The sequence below is a fragment of the Nocardioides gansuensis genome (assembly GCF_003076135.1).
Taxonomy (GTDB): domain Bacteria; phylum Actinomycetota; class Actinomycetes; order Propionibacteriales; family Nocardioidaceae; genus Nocardioides; species Nocardioides gansuensis.
The window spans coordinates 128,153-142,547 of the sequence record NZ_QDGZ01000001.1; the positions used below are offsets into that span (position 1 = coordinate 128,153).

Consider the following 14,395-nt stretch of genomic DNA (forward strand, 5'->3'; position numbering starts at 1 on the left):
AGGCGTCAGTCAGTCCGTCACGCCGAGGTGTGCTCGAGTCCGGCTCTGTACGCCATGTCGCCGACGACGTCGTACGCGAGCAGCTCGAACTCGTAGGACGTGCAGTCGGAGAACATCTGCCCGAGCGCGGTGAAGAGCTCGTCGACCTCTTCCTGCCCGTGGGCGTTGCGCCAGGCGCCGAGGACGCTGACGGGCTCGTTGCGTGACCAGAGCGCCCGGCGAGGGGCGGCGTCACCGTTGTGGACTGCGAGCTCCGCCTCGTAGAGCGCGGTCCTCACCCACGCCAGGAAGTCGTCACGGTCGCTCATGCACTCAGGATGCTCCCGCGGGAGCATCCGTGCACGGGATTGCGCGGTTCAGCGAGCCAGCGCATGTGTACGTTTGTACGCATGAGCGACGAGAAGAGCATGCGCGACCGGATGCTGGCGGGCGAGCCGTACCTGGCGGACGACCCCGCCCTGACGCGGGACTCGCGGCGCGCGCAGCGACTCACCCACCTGATCAACACGATGGACCCGACCGACCACCGACGACGTCGGGAGCTGTTCACCGAGCTGCTGGGGGCCTTCGGGGAGCACAGCGAGATCCGGCCGCCCTTCCGGTGCGACTACGGCTACCAGACCTCCTTCGGTGCCCGCAGCTTCGCCAACTGGGGCCTCGTGAGCCTCGACGTCGCGACCGTCACCATCGGCGACGACGTGCAGATCGGCCCGAACGTGCAGCTGCTCACCGCGACCCACCCCCTCGAGCCAGGGCCGCGCCGGGACAAGTGGGAGGCGGCCGAGCCGATCGTGATCGGCGACAACGTCTGGCTCGGCGGCGGCGTGATCGTCTGCCCCGGCGTCACGATCGGGGCCGACACCGTCGTGGGCCGGGTCAGTGGTCACCCGGGACCTTCCGGCCGGCGTCGTCGCTGTCGGGTCGCCCGCCCGGGTGGTGCGCGAGCTGTGACAGCCTGATGCCCCGTCGTACGGACCCCGACCGCAGGGACCGCATCATCGACGCAGCGCTCGACGTGATCGCCGAACGCGGCGTCGCCGCCACCACGCACCGGGCGGTCGCGGCGCGGGCCGACGTGCCGCTGGGCTCGATGACCTACCACTTCGCCGGTCTCGGCGACCTCCTGGCGCAGGCGTTCGGGAGGCACGCCGAGCGCATGTCCGTGCTGTACGCCGCGCACTTCGAGGCCGTGGAGGACCGCACGCAGCTCGTCGACGCCGTGACCGACCTCATCCACGGCAACGCCTCCGCGGAGGCGCGCGACTGGGTGATCGCCTACGAGCTCTACACCGCCGCCCTGCGCGACCCGGCGCTGCGTGTGATCACCGAGACCTGGATGCGGACCAGTCGCTCGGTGCTCGAGCGCTTCATGGACCCCACCACCGCCCGCGGCGTGGACGCGCTGATCGAGGGCCTGGTCATGCACAAGACGCTCTCGACCTCGAGGCTGACCAGGGAGGAGATCCGGCTGGTCGTCAGCCGCGCCGTCGCGTGACCGGTGGTTTCGTCACGGGACTTCGTCCTCCTCCACCCGAGTCACGCGCCTCTGGTGCGACGCACGCCGATCGGTGCACAGTGACGGGCATGGACACCCGGATCGCCTCGACCGCAGAGGACTTCGCGCGCGCCGCGCAGCTCCAGGTCGACTTCGACGCCGAGTACGACACGCCCGTCCTCGATGTGGCCGGGCTCGCCGAGCACCTGGAGCGGCTGGTCGCGCAGGGCGACACCGCGGTGGTCCTGATCGGGGACCCCCCGGTCGGGCACGCGATCGTGCGGTTCCGGCTGCAGAGCACAGTCAACGAGCTCGAGGGCTACCTCGCGGAGCTCTACGTCGTGCCCCGGCTCCGCGGCCGGGGCCTCGGGGCCAGGCTGCTCCGGGCAGTCATCGACGAGGCGCGGGCCCGCGGCGCGACGTACCTGGACCTCAACACCAGCGAGGACGACACCGCCGCCCGCGCGCTCTACGAGCGCTTCGGCTTCGACTGCCACGAGGGCAGGGGCGCGGGGCCGCTGGCGCTCTACTACGAGCTGGACCTGTGAGGGCCGGCCTCAGCGACCGAGGGTCTCCGCCAGCGCACCGAGGACGAGCGCGACTGCGTCGGGCCGGGCGTTGGGACCCATCAGGCCGATCCGCCACACCGACGCGGCGTAGTCGCCGACGCCCGCGCCGATCTCGATGTCGTAGCGCTCCAGCAGGATGCGGCGCACGGCGGCCGAGTCGACCCCGTCGGGCACCCGGACCGCGGTCAGCTCCGGCAGCCGCGAGCCCTTCTCCGCGAAGAGCTCCAGGTCCATCGCCTCGAGCCCGTCCTGCAGCGCCTGCCCCGCGGCGGCGTGCCGAGCCCACACCTGCTCGAGCCCCTCGTCGAGGACCCGGCCCAGGCCAGCGTGCAGCGAGCCGACCATCGCCACCGGGGCGGTGTGGTGGTAGGTCCGGGCACCCGGCCGGCCGCCCGCCTCGCCGACGTACCCACCGAGCAGGCCGAGGTCGAGGTACCACGACTGCGGACGCTCGACGCGCCGCTCGAAGGCCCGGTCGTTGATCGTGAAGGGTGCCAGGCCGGGCGCGACCCCCAGGCACTTCTGGGTGCCGGCGTAGCCCACGTCGATGCCCCAGTCGTCGGCCCGCAGCTCGATGCCCCCGATGGAGGTCACCGCGTCGACGACCAGGAGCGCGTCCCCGGCCTCGCGCACCGCGGCGCCGAGCGCCGCGATGTCGGAGCGCACGCCGGTCGACGTCTCGGCGTGCACGGCTGCCACGATCGCCGGCGAGGGGTGCGCGGCGAGCACCCGCTCGGGGTCGACCGGCGAGCCCCACTCGTGCTTGACCGGCACCACCTCGGCGCCGCACCGCGAGGCGACCTCGCACATGCGCTGGCCGAAGAGCCCGTTGACCGCCACGACCACCACGTCACCGGGGTGCACCGTGTTGACGAAGGCGGCCTCCATGCCGGCCGACCCCGTCGCCGACAGCGGCAGGGTGCGCGCGTTGGCGGTGCCCCACACCTCGCGGAGCCGGTCGCACGTCTCGTCCATGAGCGCGAGGAACGCAGGGTCGAGGTGGCCGAGCAGCGGGCGGGCCAGCGCCTCGGTCGCCTCGGGGTAGGGGTTGGTGGGGCCTGGCCCGAAGAGGTGCCGCTGCACGACCTGCGTCATGCGCCCGAACCTACAGAATCGCCCCCGGATTGAGGATCCCGTCGGGGTCGAGGGCGTCCTTGATGCGCCGGGTCAGCGCCATCACGTCGTCGCCGAGCTGGTCGGGCAGCGCGGGCTTCTTCGCCCGCCCGACGCCGTGCTCTCCGGTGATGGTGCCGCCGAGCTCGATGGCCAGCGCCATCACCTCGTGGAAGGCCTTCCTGGCGCGCTCGTCGGAGCCGGGGTCTGCGGCGTCGTAGACGATGAGCGGGTGGGTGTTGCCGTCGCCCGCGTGGGCCACGACGGCGATCTCGACCCCGCACCGCTCGGCGATGCCGGCGACCCCGTCCACCAGCGCAGGCAGCAGCGGCACCGGGACGCCGACGTCCTCGAAGAGCACGCTGCCTCGCTGCTCGAGCGCAAGGAAGGCGTTGCGCCGGGCGGCGACGAACAGCTCCGCCTCCTCGGGGTCGGTGGTCGTGAAGACGGCGGCCGCGCCCTCGCGCTCGCAGCACTCCCGGATCATCTCGATCTCCGCCTCGCAGGCGGCGCCCGTCGCGTCGGACTGGGCGAGCAGCAGCGCGCCGGTGGCGCGGTCGAGCCCGTGGGAGCGCCAGTCCTCGACGGCGTTGATGGCGGTGTTGTCCATCAGCTCCAGCATCGAGGCACGCACCCGCTGGCGGATCGCCACGACCGCCCGCGACGCGGCGGTCATCGTCGGGAACGCGCTGACCAGCGTCGCACCGGCGACCTGCACCGGCACGAGCCGGAGGACCGCGCGGGTGATGATGCCGAGGGTGCCCTCGCTGCCGACGAAGAGCTTGAGCAGCGGCAGCCCGGCGACGTCCTTGATCTGCTTGCCGCCCAGCCTGACCAGGGTGCCGTCGGCGAGCACCACGTCCATGCCGAGCACGTAGTCGGTGGTCACGCCGTACTTCACGCAGCACAGGCCGCCCGCGTTGGTCGCGAGGTTGCCGCCGATCGAGCAGATCTCGTACGACGAGGGGTCGGGCGGGTACCACAAGCCGTGCTCGGCGGCGGCGATCTTGACGTCGACGTTGAGGGCGCCGGGCTCGACGATCGCGACCTGGCACGCTTGGTCGATCTCGACCGCGCGCATCCGCTCGAGCGAGATCGTGATGCCGCCCTCGACGGCGGAGGACCCGCCCGAGAGGCCGGTGCCGGCGCCGCGGGGGACTACGGGCACCCGGTGCTCGGCTGCCCACCGCACCGCCACCTGCACCTGGGCGGCGTCCTCGGCCCGCACCACCGCAGCCGGCGTCCCGGCCGAGCCGTCCCGGGCGAAGTCCTCGCGGTACTTCTCCATCTCGGCCGCGCCGGTGACCACCACGCCTTCCGGGAGGGCATCGACCAGGCGCGCGAGCACGTCGGCCTCCATGGCCCCACTCTGCCATCACGTGCCGCCATCTGGAGCGGGGGAGCGCTCCGGGCACCGGCAAGGCACGATGGAGCCATGAGCACGAAGGACGGCCCGGACGTCGACCCGGTCGACGAGCTGGAGGTGAGCCCACCCAAGACCTGGGCCGCCGGCGTACCTGCGGTGGCACATGCGATGAAGTACGCCCTCGGCGAGAACTCGGTCGGGCGGACCACCCTGTCCCTGCTGAGCGTGAACCAGACCAAGGGCTTCGACTGTCCCGGCTGCGCCTGGCCCGAGCCGCGGCACCGGCACAAGAACGAGTACTGCGAGAACGGCGCCAAGCACGTCAACGACGAGGCGACGACTCGCCGGGTGACGCCCGGCTTCTTCCGTGCGCACTCGGTCGAGGAGCTCGACGGCAAGTCCGACTACTGGCTCAACCAGCAGGGCCGCCTCACCGAGCCCATGGTCAAGCGGCCGGGCGGCACCCACTACGAGCCGATCAGCTGGGACGACGCGTTCGGCCTCGTCGCGGACGAGCTCCGCGGGCTCGAGTCACCCGACCAGGCCTTGTTCTACACCTCGGGGCGGCTCAACAACGAGGCAGCCTTCCTGCTCCAGCTCTTCGCCCGCGCCTACGGCACCAACAACCTCCCCGACTGCTCGAACATGTGCCATGAGTCGAGCGGCTCCGCGCTCATGGAGACGCTGGGCACCGGCAAGGGGAGCGTGTCGCTGGAGGACATCTACGAGGCCGACCTGGTGTTGGTCGTCGGCCAGAACCCCGGCTCCAACCACCCCCGGATGCTCACCGCCCTCGAGCAGACCAAGCGCAACGGCGGCAAGGTGATCGCGGTCAACCCGCTGCCCGAGGCGGGGCTGATCCGCTTCAAGAACCCGCAGCACGCGCGCGGCGTGATCGGCCGCGGCACCGCGATCGCCGACCAGTTCCTCAAGATCCGGCCCGGCGGCGACCTCGCCCTCTTCCAGATGCTCAACCGGCTCCTGCTGGAGGCCGAGGAGGCCGCGCCGGGGACGGTGCTGGACCGGGACTTCATCGAGGCCCACACGACCGGCTTCGAGAAGTTCGCCGAGCACGTCAGGGCGGTCGGCTGGGACGAGGTGCTGCACGCGACCGGGCTCTCCCGCGAGGAGATCGAGCAGGTCCACCGGACGGTGCTGTCCAGCAAGAAGGTCATCGTCTGCTGGGCGATGGGCCTCACCCAGCAGAAGCACGGCGTGCCCACGGTCCGCGAGATGGTCAACTTCCTCCTGCTGCGCGGCAACCTGGGCCGGCCCGGCGCCGGGGTCTGCCCCGTGCGCGGGCACAGCAACGTGCAGGGCGACCGCACGATGGGCATCTGGGAGCGGGTGCCCCCGTGGTTCATCGACGCGCTCGAGGCCGAGTTCGGCTTCACGCCGCCGACCCGGCACGGCCTCGACTCCGTGGAGGCGATCCGGGCGATGCGGGACGGCAGGGCCAGGGTCTTCGTCGCGGCGGCCGGCAACTTCGTCCGCGCCATGTCGGACAGCGAGGTCACCGAGGCCGCGCTGCGCCGCTGCAGCCTCACCGTCCAGATCTCCACCAAGCTGAACCGCTCGCACACCGTGTGCGGCGAGGCTGCCCTGATCCTGCCGACCCTCGGGCGCAGCGACCGCGACGTCCAGGCGACCGGCGAGCAGTTCGTCACCGTCGAGGACTCGATGAGCGAGGTGCACGCCTCGCACGGCCGCCTCGACCCTGCCTCCCCGGCACTCCTCAGTGAGGTGGCGATCATCTGCCGGCTGGCGGAGCGCACGCTGGGCGCGGACGGCCCGGCGATCCCGTGGCGCGAGTTCGAGCGCGACTACAGCCTGGTCCGCGACCGCATCGCGCGCGTCGTACCTGGCTTCGAGGACTTCAACGCACGGGTCACCGCGCCGGGCGGCTTCCGGCTTGCCAACCCGATCAACTCCCACGTCTTCCGTACGCCGAGCGGCAGGGCGGTCTTCTCCTGCAACGACTTCGTCAGCCTGGACGCCCCGCCGGGCCATCTGGTGCTGCAGTCACTGCGCTCGCACGACCAGTGGAACACCATCCCCTACGCCATGGACGACCGCTACCGCGGGATCCATCAGGCCCGCCGGGTGGTGCTGGTCAACCCCCTGGACCTGGCAGAGCTGGGCGTCGCCGACCGTGAGCTGGTGGACCTCGTGAGCGTGTGGGAGGACGGCGTCGAGCGCCGGGCACGGGGCTTCCGTGCAGTGGCCTACCCGGCGGCGCGGGGCTCGGCGGCTGCCTACTACCCGGAGACCAACGTCCTGGTGCCGCTCGACAGCGTGGCGGACATCAGCAACACCCCCACCTCCAAGGGCGTCATCGTGCGCCTCGAGCGCGTCGCGGAAGCGACCTCACGATGAGGGGACCCCGATGGGACGCGTGACGACGCGGCGACCCGTGGTGCGCATCCGCGACGGGATGGTGACGCGCCGCCCGGACACGATGACCGTCGAGGAGCCGATGGAGCTCCGGGTCGACGGGCGCGCCCTCACCGTCACCATGCGCACCCCTGGCCACGACTTCGACCTCGCAGCGGGCTTCCTCGTGGGCGAAGGCGTCGTGTGGTCGGCCGACCAGGTCAGAGCCGTCCGCTACTGCGCAGGGGCGACCGCGGACGGAGGCAACACCTACAACGTCGTCGATGTGTCGCTGGCGCCGGGCGTGGTGCTGCCGGAGCTGACCCTCGAGCGCAACTTCTACACCACCTCGTCCTGCGGGCTGTGCGGCAAGGCGAGCCTGGAGGCCGTGGAGACCTCGGCGCGGTGGTCGGTCGCCGACGACCCGCTGGTCGTGTCTCCCGAGCTCCTCACGTCACTGCCTGATCGGCTCCGCGCGGCCCAGCGCGTCTTCGACGTCACGGGTGGACTGCACGCAGCCGGGCTGTTCTCGGCCGAGGGCGAGCTGCTCACCCTCCGTGAGGACGTCGGCCGGCACAACGCCGTGGACAAGGTCGTCGGCGACGCGCTCCAGTCCGGGCTGCTGCCGCTGCGGAGCACCGTCCTGATGGTCAGTGGCCGGGCCTCGTTCGAGCTCGTCCAGAAGGCGGTGATGGCCGGGATCCCCATGCTCGCCGCGGTGTCGGCGCCCTCCTCGCTCGCCGTGGACCTCGCCGCCGAGCGCGGGATGACGCTCGTCGGGTTCCTGCGCGGCTCCTCGCTCAACATCTACACCGCCCCCGAACGGATCGGGATGATGGACCCATGACGACCGAATGCCACCCCCGGAGTGCAGAGGCTGCTGCACCGCCGCGTGTCGTCGCGGACGCGATGATCCACCACCCGAAGGTCCACGGCGTGCAGGCGACGGTCGCCGACCTCCGCAGGTTCTTCGAGGACGACCACGTGCACCTCGCCCTCGTCGTCGACGGGGGCCGGCTGGTCTCGGTGGTCGACCGCGACGACCTGCTGGAGGAGCTGTCCGGCGACACCCTTGCCGCGGCCCTGGGCTCCCTGGACGACCGGCTGGTCGCGCCGGACACCGACCTGACCGCCACACGGCAGCGGATGGCCGCCGACGGCGGCCGGCGGCTCGCGGTCGTGGACGACGACCTCACCCTGCTGGGTCTGCTGTGCCTCAAGCGCAGCGGCACCGGCTTCTGCTCCGACTCCGACGTGAGCGCGCGCGCCCAGGAGCGCGGCCGGGCCTGAGGAGGGCCTGGGCGCTACTTCGTCCCGCTCGACGCGCCGGGCAGTATGACGGGGTCGCCGACGCGGATCTCGCCCGAGCCGAGGAGCCGGCAGACCGTGCCGCCCCGGCGGTGCAGGGCCTTCATCGCGCCGGGCGCGATCCAGTCGTCGAGCAGTCGGCAAGGCGCGGACTGGCGCACCACCTCGAGCTCGACGTCGCCGATCCAGAGCCGGTCGCCCGGCGTGGTCGGCACCGGACCCTGGGTGATCGTGACGTTGCGCCGCGTGGCGCCGGGGTCGATCTCGGTGCCGAGCTCCGCAGAGGCGTCGGCGAGGTCGGTGAGCGACTGCAGCGTCACGTGGCGGTGGCGGGTGCCGTGGTAGCGGTCGCCGACCAGGCCGGCGCCCGCCTCGGCGTACACCGACTCCACCGCCCGCGTCGGCAGCCGCCGCGCCTTGGCGACGTGGATCGCGTGGACCCGGACCGGCTCGGTCATCCGAGGAGCTGCTGGACGGGGTAGGCGCACAGCCCCACGAGCGCGCACAGCCCGAGGGTCCGCAGCGGGCTCCAGCCGCGACTGAACATCACGAACAGCGCCACGGCCGTGAGCGCGAAGGCAAAGGGGTCCCAGCTCGAGATCACCGGGACATCGAGCCGGACCGGGCCGGAGGTGACGGTGTGGCTCTCGTCGAAGAGGTTGTGCAGCGCGAAGAAGACCGCGAGGTTGGCGATCACCCCGACGACGGCCGCGGTGATGCCGGTGAGGGCAGCAGAGAGGTGCTGGTTGTGGCGGAGCCGCTCGACGTAGGGCGCTCCCAGCAGCACGAAGAGGAAGCAGGGCACGAAGGTCACCCAGGTGACCAGCAGCGAGGCGACCAACGCCGCGACCCACGGGTCGAGCGCCCCCGGGGAGCGGAAGGCGCCGACGAAGGCGACGAACTGCACGACCATGATGAGCGGCCCCGGCGTCGTCTCGGCGAGCGCGAGCCCGCGCACCATCTCGCCTGGCGTGAGCCAGCCGTAGACGCCGACCGCCTGCTGGGCGACGAAGGCGAGGACCGCGTAGGCGCCACCGAAGGTGACCACCGCCGTGCCGGAGAAGAAGAGCCCCTGGTCGAGCAGCACCGGTGTCGAGGCGAGGAAGAGGGCGCAGGCGGCCACCGGGGTGAACCAGAGCAGGAGGCCGACTGTCACGACCCCCAACGACCGCCGTCTCGAAGGCAGCTCGTGGTGGAGCGCCTCGTCGCTGATGAGCGGCTGCGGACCGTCCTGGGCACCGTGGCCGGCGCCGTCCTGCACGATCGGCCACCGGCGGCTGAGCAGCCAGCCGATCACTCCGGCGGCGAGCACGACCACCGGGAAGGGGACCGCGAAGAGGGTCAGCGCGAGGAACGACGCGACCGCGAGGCCGGTGAGCGCGACGTGGTGGAGGGTGCGCTTGCCCACCTTGTGCACGGCCTGGACGACGATCGCGATGACCGCCGGGGCGACGCCGGCGAAGAGCGCCGCGACGAGGTCGGTCTCGCCGAACGCGACGTAGATCGCGGAGAGCACCAGCAGCGCGAGCATGCCGGGCAGCACGAAGAGGCTGCCGGCGATCAGCCCGCCGCGGGTGCCGTTGAGCAGCCAGCCGGTGTAGATCGCCAGCTGCTGGGCCTCCGGCCCGGGCAGGAGCATGCAGTAGTTGAGCGCGTGCAGGAACCGCTGCTGCCCGATCCACCGCTTCTCGTCGACGAGCTTGTGCTGCATCACCGCGATCTGGCCGGCCGGACCCCCGAAGGTCTGCAGCGAGATCGAGAACCATGCGCGCGTCGCGTCGCGGAGGGGGATCACGTCCTCGCGAGCCGCCTGCGCCATGCCCGCATCATGCCAGCCGGGTCAGGAACTCCAGCACGCGGCGGGTCAGCAGGGTGGCGGCCTCCGCGTCGTAGTCAGGCACGCTCGAGTCGGTGAACAGGTGGCCGTCGCCGGGGTAGACGAACAGCTCGGCTCCCTCCACCTGTGCCGCGAGCGCCCGGGCGGCGTCGAGGTCGCCCTCGGCCATCCACGGGTCGTCGGCCATCCCGTGCACCTGCACCGGCACGCCGTTCGGCCAGGCGCCGAAGGCCTCCGTCGGGATACATCCGTGCAGCAGCAGGGCTCCCCTGGCTCCTGGGCGGGTCTGGGTGAGCTGCTGCGCCGGGGCCGCGCCGAGCGACATCCCCGCGTAGACCAGCGTCTCCGGCAGCACCGCGGCGACCTCGGCGGCCCGTTGTTGGATCATGTCGAACCCGATCGCCTGTGCGTGGGCGACACCCTCGTCGGTGGTGGCGAAGATCTCCCCGTCGTAGAGATCCGGCACGTGGACCTCGTGGCCCGCGTCGCGCAGCTCCTGGGCAAAGGCCCGGACCCCCTCGGTCAGTCCCTGCGCATGGTGGAACAGCAGCACCTCGGCCATCTTCACTTCTCCTCTTCGTCGAGCGACCCCGAGACGGACCCTAGACGCGACCAGGGACACTCACCGGAGCCGGAGGGCTCGCAGCACGACGGCATCGCCCTCCTCGCTGGCCAGCGCCTCCCAGCCGTGCGGGTCGAGCACGGAGATCACCGCGGCGGGATCGAACGCGGGCTGTGCGGTCCCGGAGTGATCGTGCCCGCCCGCCCCGTGGCCGGCGACGAGCAGCGTGCCGCCCGGAGCGACGGCGCCCGCGAGCGCCCGGTAGTAGCTGTCGTAGCCACCCTCGGGCACGTGGACGAACTGGGAGGAGACCAGGTCGTACGCCGCGTCCGGCGCCCATGCGGCCAGGTCGGCCTCGACCCATTCGACCCGGTCGGCGCCGGGCCGGGTGCGCGCGCGTGCGAGCGCGGTCGTCGAGATGTCGACGGCAGTGACCCGCCAGCCCTGCTCGGCCAGCCACAGGGCGTCCGCTCCCTCGCCGCAGCCCGAGTCGAGCGCCGAGCCGGGGGTCAGCGTCGAGGCGGCCGCGACGAGCTGCGGGTGGGGCCGGCCGTGCCCGTGGTGGTCGTGCCCGGGATGCCGGTAGTGCTCGTCCCAGGAGGCCTTGTCGAAGTCGTTCATCGCCCCAGCATGCCCCGGCGGTCCACGGTCCGGGCGGCATCAGCGCACCGCGAACGCTGCGCGGGCGGCGACGACAGGCCTAGCGTGGATCCATGGGGGAAGAGATCTTCGAGCACCGCAACCTCGCCGGCGCGATGTTCCGGGAGGTGAACCTGCGCGGTGCCCGGTTCCGTGAGGCCGATATGCGCGACGTGGTGATGCGCGGCGTGCTGCTCGCGCACGTGGACATCGACGGCGAGGTCGCCGACCTGCGGATCAACGGCGTGGACGTGGCGCCCCTGGTCGAGGCGGAGCTCGACCGCCGCGACCCCGACCGGGCGCGGATGCGGCCGACCGACGCGGCCGGCTTCCGCCAGGCGTGGGACATCGTCGAACGGCGCTGGGCCGAGACCGTCGAGCGGGCCCGCGGCCTCGATCCCGAGCTGCTGCACGCGTCGGTCGACGGGGAGTGGTCGTTCATCCAGACCCTGCGGCACCTCGTCCACGCCACCGACGTGTGGATCAACCGCGTGCTCCTGGGCGACCCACGGCCGTGGCACCCGCTGGGGCTGCCCTTCGACGGGGCCGACCCGCACCCGGAGATGCCCTGGGACCGCGAGGCGCGGCCCACCCTGGACGAGGTGCTCGCGGTGCGTGCCGAGCGGATGGCGACGGTACGCCGGGTGGTCGCCGACCTCACCGACGAGCGACTCGGCGAGCGCACCACCCCGGTGGAGGGGCCCTCATGGCCACCTGCCGACGCCTACCCGGTGATCGAGGTGCTGTCGATCGTGCTCAACGAGGAGTGGCAGCACCGCGTCTACGCCGAGCGTGACCTCGACGCCCTGACCTCCACGCGGACTCCGTAGGAGTAGAGCCGGCGACGGGTCCTACCGGGGGCTTCACCCAGGGGTCGCGGAGGAATCCCGGCGCTCCTCGGCCTCGGCCAGTCTCTGGTGCAACCGCTCGCGCACCTGCTCGGGCGTGTAGGCGCGGCGTACGCGCTCCTGCCGGGCGACCGCGGCGCCCGTCACCGCGACGCCGACGACGCCGGCCAGGCCCAGCCACTTCCAGAATGCGCGCACGCGGGGAAGCCTAACCAGACGGCGACCGGGCAGACTTCGGCCATGCTCGACATCGACGAGGCGATCGGCCTGACCCGCACGGGCGACCTGTGGCTCTTCCGTGGCCGCACCGTGGCCGACCGCGCCATCCGGGTCCTCACCAACGCGCCGGTCAACCACGTTGGCATGGCGGTCGTGGTCGACGACCTGCCACCGCTGATGTGGCACGCGGAGCTCAGCAAGTCGGTCCAGGACGTCTGGACGGGCGGCCACCACCGGGGAGTGCAGCTGCACGACCTGGGCGAGTCCGTCCGCCGCTGGCGGGTGACCTACGGGCAGGCGGCCTGGCTGAGGCAGCTCACGCCCGAGGTCGGCAGGGCCGAGGAGGACGCGCTGCTGCGCACGATCGCGCGGCTGGACGGGGTGTCCTTCCCGAGCACCGTCAAGGCCGGCTGGCGCTGGCTGGCGGGCCGGGACTCCTACCTGCCGCGCCGCAAGCGGGGCGAGAAAGTGCGCCCCGAGGACGCCTTCTGCGCCGAGACCGTGGCGATCACGCTCCAGGAGATGGGCATCCTGCAGGACGACCGCAAGGCGCACTGGTTCGACCCCGGCACCTTCTGGAGCGGCGCCTACCTCCCGCTGCGCAAGGGCTGGCAGTACGGCGCGGAGCTGCAGGTCGGCCCGCCGCCGGACCCGGCCGCGCGGGTGCCGAGCAGCCGCACCCGCTGGCAGCAGTAGTCCCTGCGCTGCGTCACTGCTCCAGCAGGCGCAGCCAGATCTCGCTGGCGGTGGGATACGACGGCACGGCATGCCGCAGCACCTCGACCGGCACCCGGCCCACGATCGCGACGGTCGCCGCGTGCACGAGCTCGGCCACCTCGGGGCCGACGAAGGTCGCGCCGACCAGCAGGCCGTCCTCGACCACCAGCCGGACCTGCCCGGACAGGTCGTCGCGCAGGAGGGAGGCGCCGGCCACGCCCGAAAGGTCGGCGTCCAGCACCGTGGCGCCGGGACCGGCCTCGTCCGCCCGGAGGCCGACGGCCGCGACCTGTGGGTCGGTGAAGACGACCTGCGGCACGGGCACGGTCTCCGGGGGGCTGGGCGGCGACTCGCCGCGGGCGCGGGCCTGGATGAGCGCGCCGGCCTGCCGCGCCTGGTACTTGCCCCAGTGGGTCAGCGGCGCCTCACCGCTCGCGTCGCCGACGGTGTGCAGCCAGTCGGGCAGCGGGTCGCCCACCTCGTCCAGCCCGAGCTCGTCGGTGGCGGGGCGCCGCCCCGTGGCGGCGAGCACCTCGGCGACCTCCAGCGTGGAGCCGTCGGACAGCGTCAGGGTGACCGGACCGCCGTGCGGGCGGCCGAGCTCCGGGGCGCCGGCGGCCTGGTCCCGGCTCGCCGAGGTGACGGACACGCCCAGCCGCACGTCGACGCCGGCGCTGCGCAGGCCCTCGGCGACGAGCTCGCCGGCGAAGGGCTCGGTGCGCCCCAGCAGCCGGTCGCCGCGCACCAGCACGGTCACGCGGCAGCCCAGGTCGGCCATCCACTGCGCCGCCTCCGACGCGACGACCCCGCCGCCGACGATCGCGAGCGACGGGGGCACCTCCTTCACGCCGGTCGCGTCCCGCGACGTCCACGGTGCGACCGCGGCCAGCTCGTCCGGCACCACGGCGACGCTGCCGGTGGCGATCACGACGGCCTCGCGGGCCCGCAGCAGCCGGGTCTCCGCCCCCGAGACCACCTCGACCTCGCGCTTGCCCGCGAGCCGGCCGCGCCCGCGCACGACCGTCAGGCCCGCGCCCTCGGCCCAGGAGACCTGGCCGGAGTCGGAGTAGCGGGAGACCCACACGTCGCGGCGGGCGAGCAGCCCGGCCACGTCGACGTCGGGGTCGGTGACGCCCTCCAGGTGCCGGGCCGTGCGCCGCACGTCCAGCGGCCGCAGCAGCGCCTTGCTCGGCATGCACGCCCAGTAGGAGCACTCCCCGCCGAGCAGCTCCGCCTCGACGATCGCGGCCGTGCGGTCCGTGCCCTGCACGGCGTACTGCGCGGCGTTCTCCCCCGCGGGGCCGCCGCCGATCACGATCACGTCGAACTCGTCCATGGCACGTCCTCGG

17 protein-coding genes are annotated in these 14,395 nt (G+C 72.7%); 8 read left to right on the forward strand and 9 right to left on the reverse strand.

Features of this window, described 5'->3' with window-relative positions; translation table 11 throughout:
• Nucleotides 1-17: 17 nt before the first annotated feature.
• On the reverse strand, nucleotides 18-308 hold the full coding sequence (locus DDE18_RS00605) for a hypothetical protein (RefSeq protein ID WP_211754346.1): 291 nt from the start codon (nucleotides 306-308) through the stop codon (nucleotides 18-20).
• Nucleotides 309-389: 81 nt separating this feature from the next.
• Here DDE18_RS00605 and DDE18_RS00610 point away from each other — a divergent pair, with 81 nt between their 5' ends.
• The 3 genes from DDE18_RS00610 (at nucleotide 390) to DDE18_RS00620 (ending at nucleotide 2,043) form a co-directional block, all read left to right on the forward strand.
• Nucleotides 390-959: a sugar O-acetyltransferase gene (locus DDE18_RS00610; protein WP_245916369.1), complete on the forward strand. Its 570-nt coding sequence runs from the start codon at nucleotides 390-392 to the stop codon at nucleotides 957-959.
• Nucleotides 959-1,495, forward strand: a complete 537-nt coding sequence (locus DDE18_RS00615; RefSeq protein ID WP_116570308.1) for a TetR/AcrR family transcriptional regulator — start codon at nucleotides 959-961, stop codon at nucleotides 1,493-1,495. Before DDE18_RS00610 ends, DDE18_RS00615 begins: the two co-directional genes overlap by 1 nt.
• Nucleotides 1,496-1,584: 89 nt before the next feature.
• Nucleotides 1,585-2,043, forward strand: coding sequence for a GNAT family N-acetyltransferase (locus tag DDE18_RS00620; RefSeq protein ID WP_116570309.1), 459 nt, complete (start codon nucleotides 1,585-1,587; stop codon nucleotides 2,041-2,043).
• A 9-nt stretch (nucleotides 2,044-2,052) separates the two neighbouring features.
• Here DDE18_RS00620 and DDE18_RS00625 read toward each other — a convergent pair whose 3' ends face one another.
• On the reverse strand, nucleotides 2,053-3,159 hold the full coding sequence (locus DDE18_RS00625; RefSeq protein WP_116570310.1) for a pyridoxal-phosphate-dependent aminotransferase family protein: 1,107 nt from the start codon (nucleotides 3,157-3,159) through the stop codon (nucleotides 2,053-2,055).
• A 10-nt stretch (nucleotides 3,160-3,169) separates the two neighbouring features.
• Nucleotides 3,170-4,537: an FAD-binding oxidoreductase gene (locus DDE18_RS00630; protein ID WP_116570311.1), complete on the reverse strand. Its 1,368-nt coding sequence runs from the start codon at nucleotides 4,535-4,537 to the stop codon at nucleotides 3,170-3,172.
• A 75-nt stretch (nucleotides 4,538-4,612) separates the two neighbouring features.
• Between DDE18_RS00630 and DDE18_RS00635 the strand changes: the two genes are divergently transcribed.
• From DDE18_RS00635 to DDE18_RS00645, 3 genes are read left to right on the forward strand one after another with little or no spacing between them, the layout of a single operon-like run.
• On the forward strand, nucleotides 4,613-6,919 hold the full coding sequence (locus DDE18_RS00635; protein ID WP_116570312.1) for an FdhF/YdeP family oxidoreductase: 2,307 nt from the start codon (nucleotides 4,613-4,615) through the stop codon (nucleotides 6,917-6,919).
• A 10-nt stretch (nucleotides 6,920-6,929) separates the two neighbouring features.
• Nucleotides 6,930-7,763: a formate dehydrogenase accessory sulfurtransferase FdhD gene (fdhD, locus tag DDE18_RS00640; RefSeq protein ID WP_116570313.1), complete on the forward strand. Its 834-nt coding sequence runs from the start codon at nucleotides 6,930-6,932 to the stop codon at nucleotides 7,761-7,763.
• Complete coding sequence (locus DDE18_RS00645; RefSeq protein ID WP_116570314.1) at nucleotides 7,760-8,206, forward strand: CBS domain-containing protein; 447 nt, start codon at nucleotides 7,760-7,762, stop codon at nucleotides 8,204-8,206. The genes fdhD and DDE18_RS00645 overlap by 4 nt, the downstream gene beginning before the upstream one ends.
• Before the next feature lie 14 nt (nucleotides 8,207-8,220).
• Here DDE18_RS00645 and DDE18_RS00650 read toward each other — a convergent pair whose 3' ends face one another.
• The 4 genes from DDE18_RS00650 to DDE18_RS00665 are packed head-to-tail and all read right to left on the reverse strand — an operon-like array spanning nucleotide 8,221 to nucleotide 11,244.
• The gene (locus DDE18_RS00650; protein ID WP_116570315.1) at nucleotides 8,221-8,682 is read right to left on the reverse strand and encodes an MOSC domain-containing protein; all 462 of its coding nucleotides are present in this window, start codon (nucleotides 8,680-8,682) and stop codon (nucleotides 8,221-8,223) included.
• Nucleotides 8,679-10,043, reverse strand: coding sequence for a chromate efflux transporter (chrA, locus tag DDE18_RS00655; protein WP_116570316.1), 1,365 nt, complete (start codon nucleotides 10,041-10,043; stop codon nucleotides 8,679-8,681). The genes DDE18_RS00650 and chrA overlap by 4 nt, the downstream gene beginning before the upstream one ends.
• Nucleotides 10,044-10,050: 7 nt before the next feature.
• Entirely contained in the window at nucleotides 10,051-10,623 is a 573-nt protein-coding gene (locus DDE18_RS00660; protein ID WP_116570946.1) for a dienelactone hydrolase family protein, read from the reverse strand.
• Nucleotides 10,624-10,683: 60 nt separating this feature from the next.
• Nucleotides 10,684-11,244 (reverse strand): class I SAM-dependent methyltransferase, encoded by a 561-nt coding sequence (locus DDE18_RS00665; RefSeq protein ID WP_116570317.1) that lies wholly within the window; start codon nucleotides 11,242-11,244, stop codon nucleotides 10,684-10,686.
• Nucleotides 11,245-11,336: 92 nt separating this feature from the next.
• Here DDE18_RS00665 and DDE18_RS00670 point away from each other — a divergent pair, with 92 nt between their 5' ends.
• Entirely contained in the window at nucleotides 11,337-12,092 is a 756-nt protein-coding gene (locus DDE18_RS00670; protein WP_116570318.1) for a DinB family protein, read from the forward strand.
• A 33-nt stretch (nucleotides 12,093-12,125) separates the two neighbouring features.
• Here the strand turns inward: DDE18_RS00670 and DDE18_RS00675 are convergent, their stop codons facing one another.
• Entirely contained in the window at nucleotides 12,126-12,308 is a 183-nt protein-coding gene (locus tag DDE18_RS00675; RefSeq protein ID WP_116570319.1) for a hypothetical protein, read from the reverse strand.
• Between the two features lie 42 nt (nucleotides 12,309-12,350).
• Between DDE18_RS00675 and DDE18_RS00680 the strand changes: the two genes are divergently transcribed.
• Nucleotides 12,351-13,025 (forward strand): hypothetical protein, encoded by a 675-nt coding sequence (locus tag DDE18_RS00680; protein WP_116570320.1) that lies wholly within the window; start codon nucleotides 12,351-12,353, stop codon nucleotides 13,023-13,025.
• A gap of 13 nt (nucleotides 13,026-13,038) precedes the next feature.
• Here the strand turns inward: DDE18_RS00680 and DDE18_RS00685 are convergent, their stop codons facing one another.
• Entirely contained in the window at nucleotides 13,039-14,382 is a 1,344-nt protein-coding gene (locus DDE18_RS00685) for a dihydrolipoyl dehydrogenase family protein (RefSeq protein ID WP_116570321.1), read from the reverse strand.
• Between the last annotated feature and the right edge of the window lie 13 nt (nucleotides 14,383-14,395).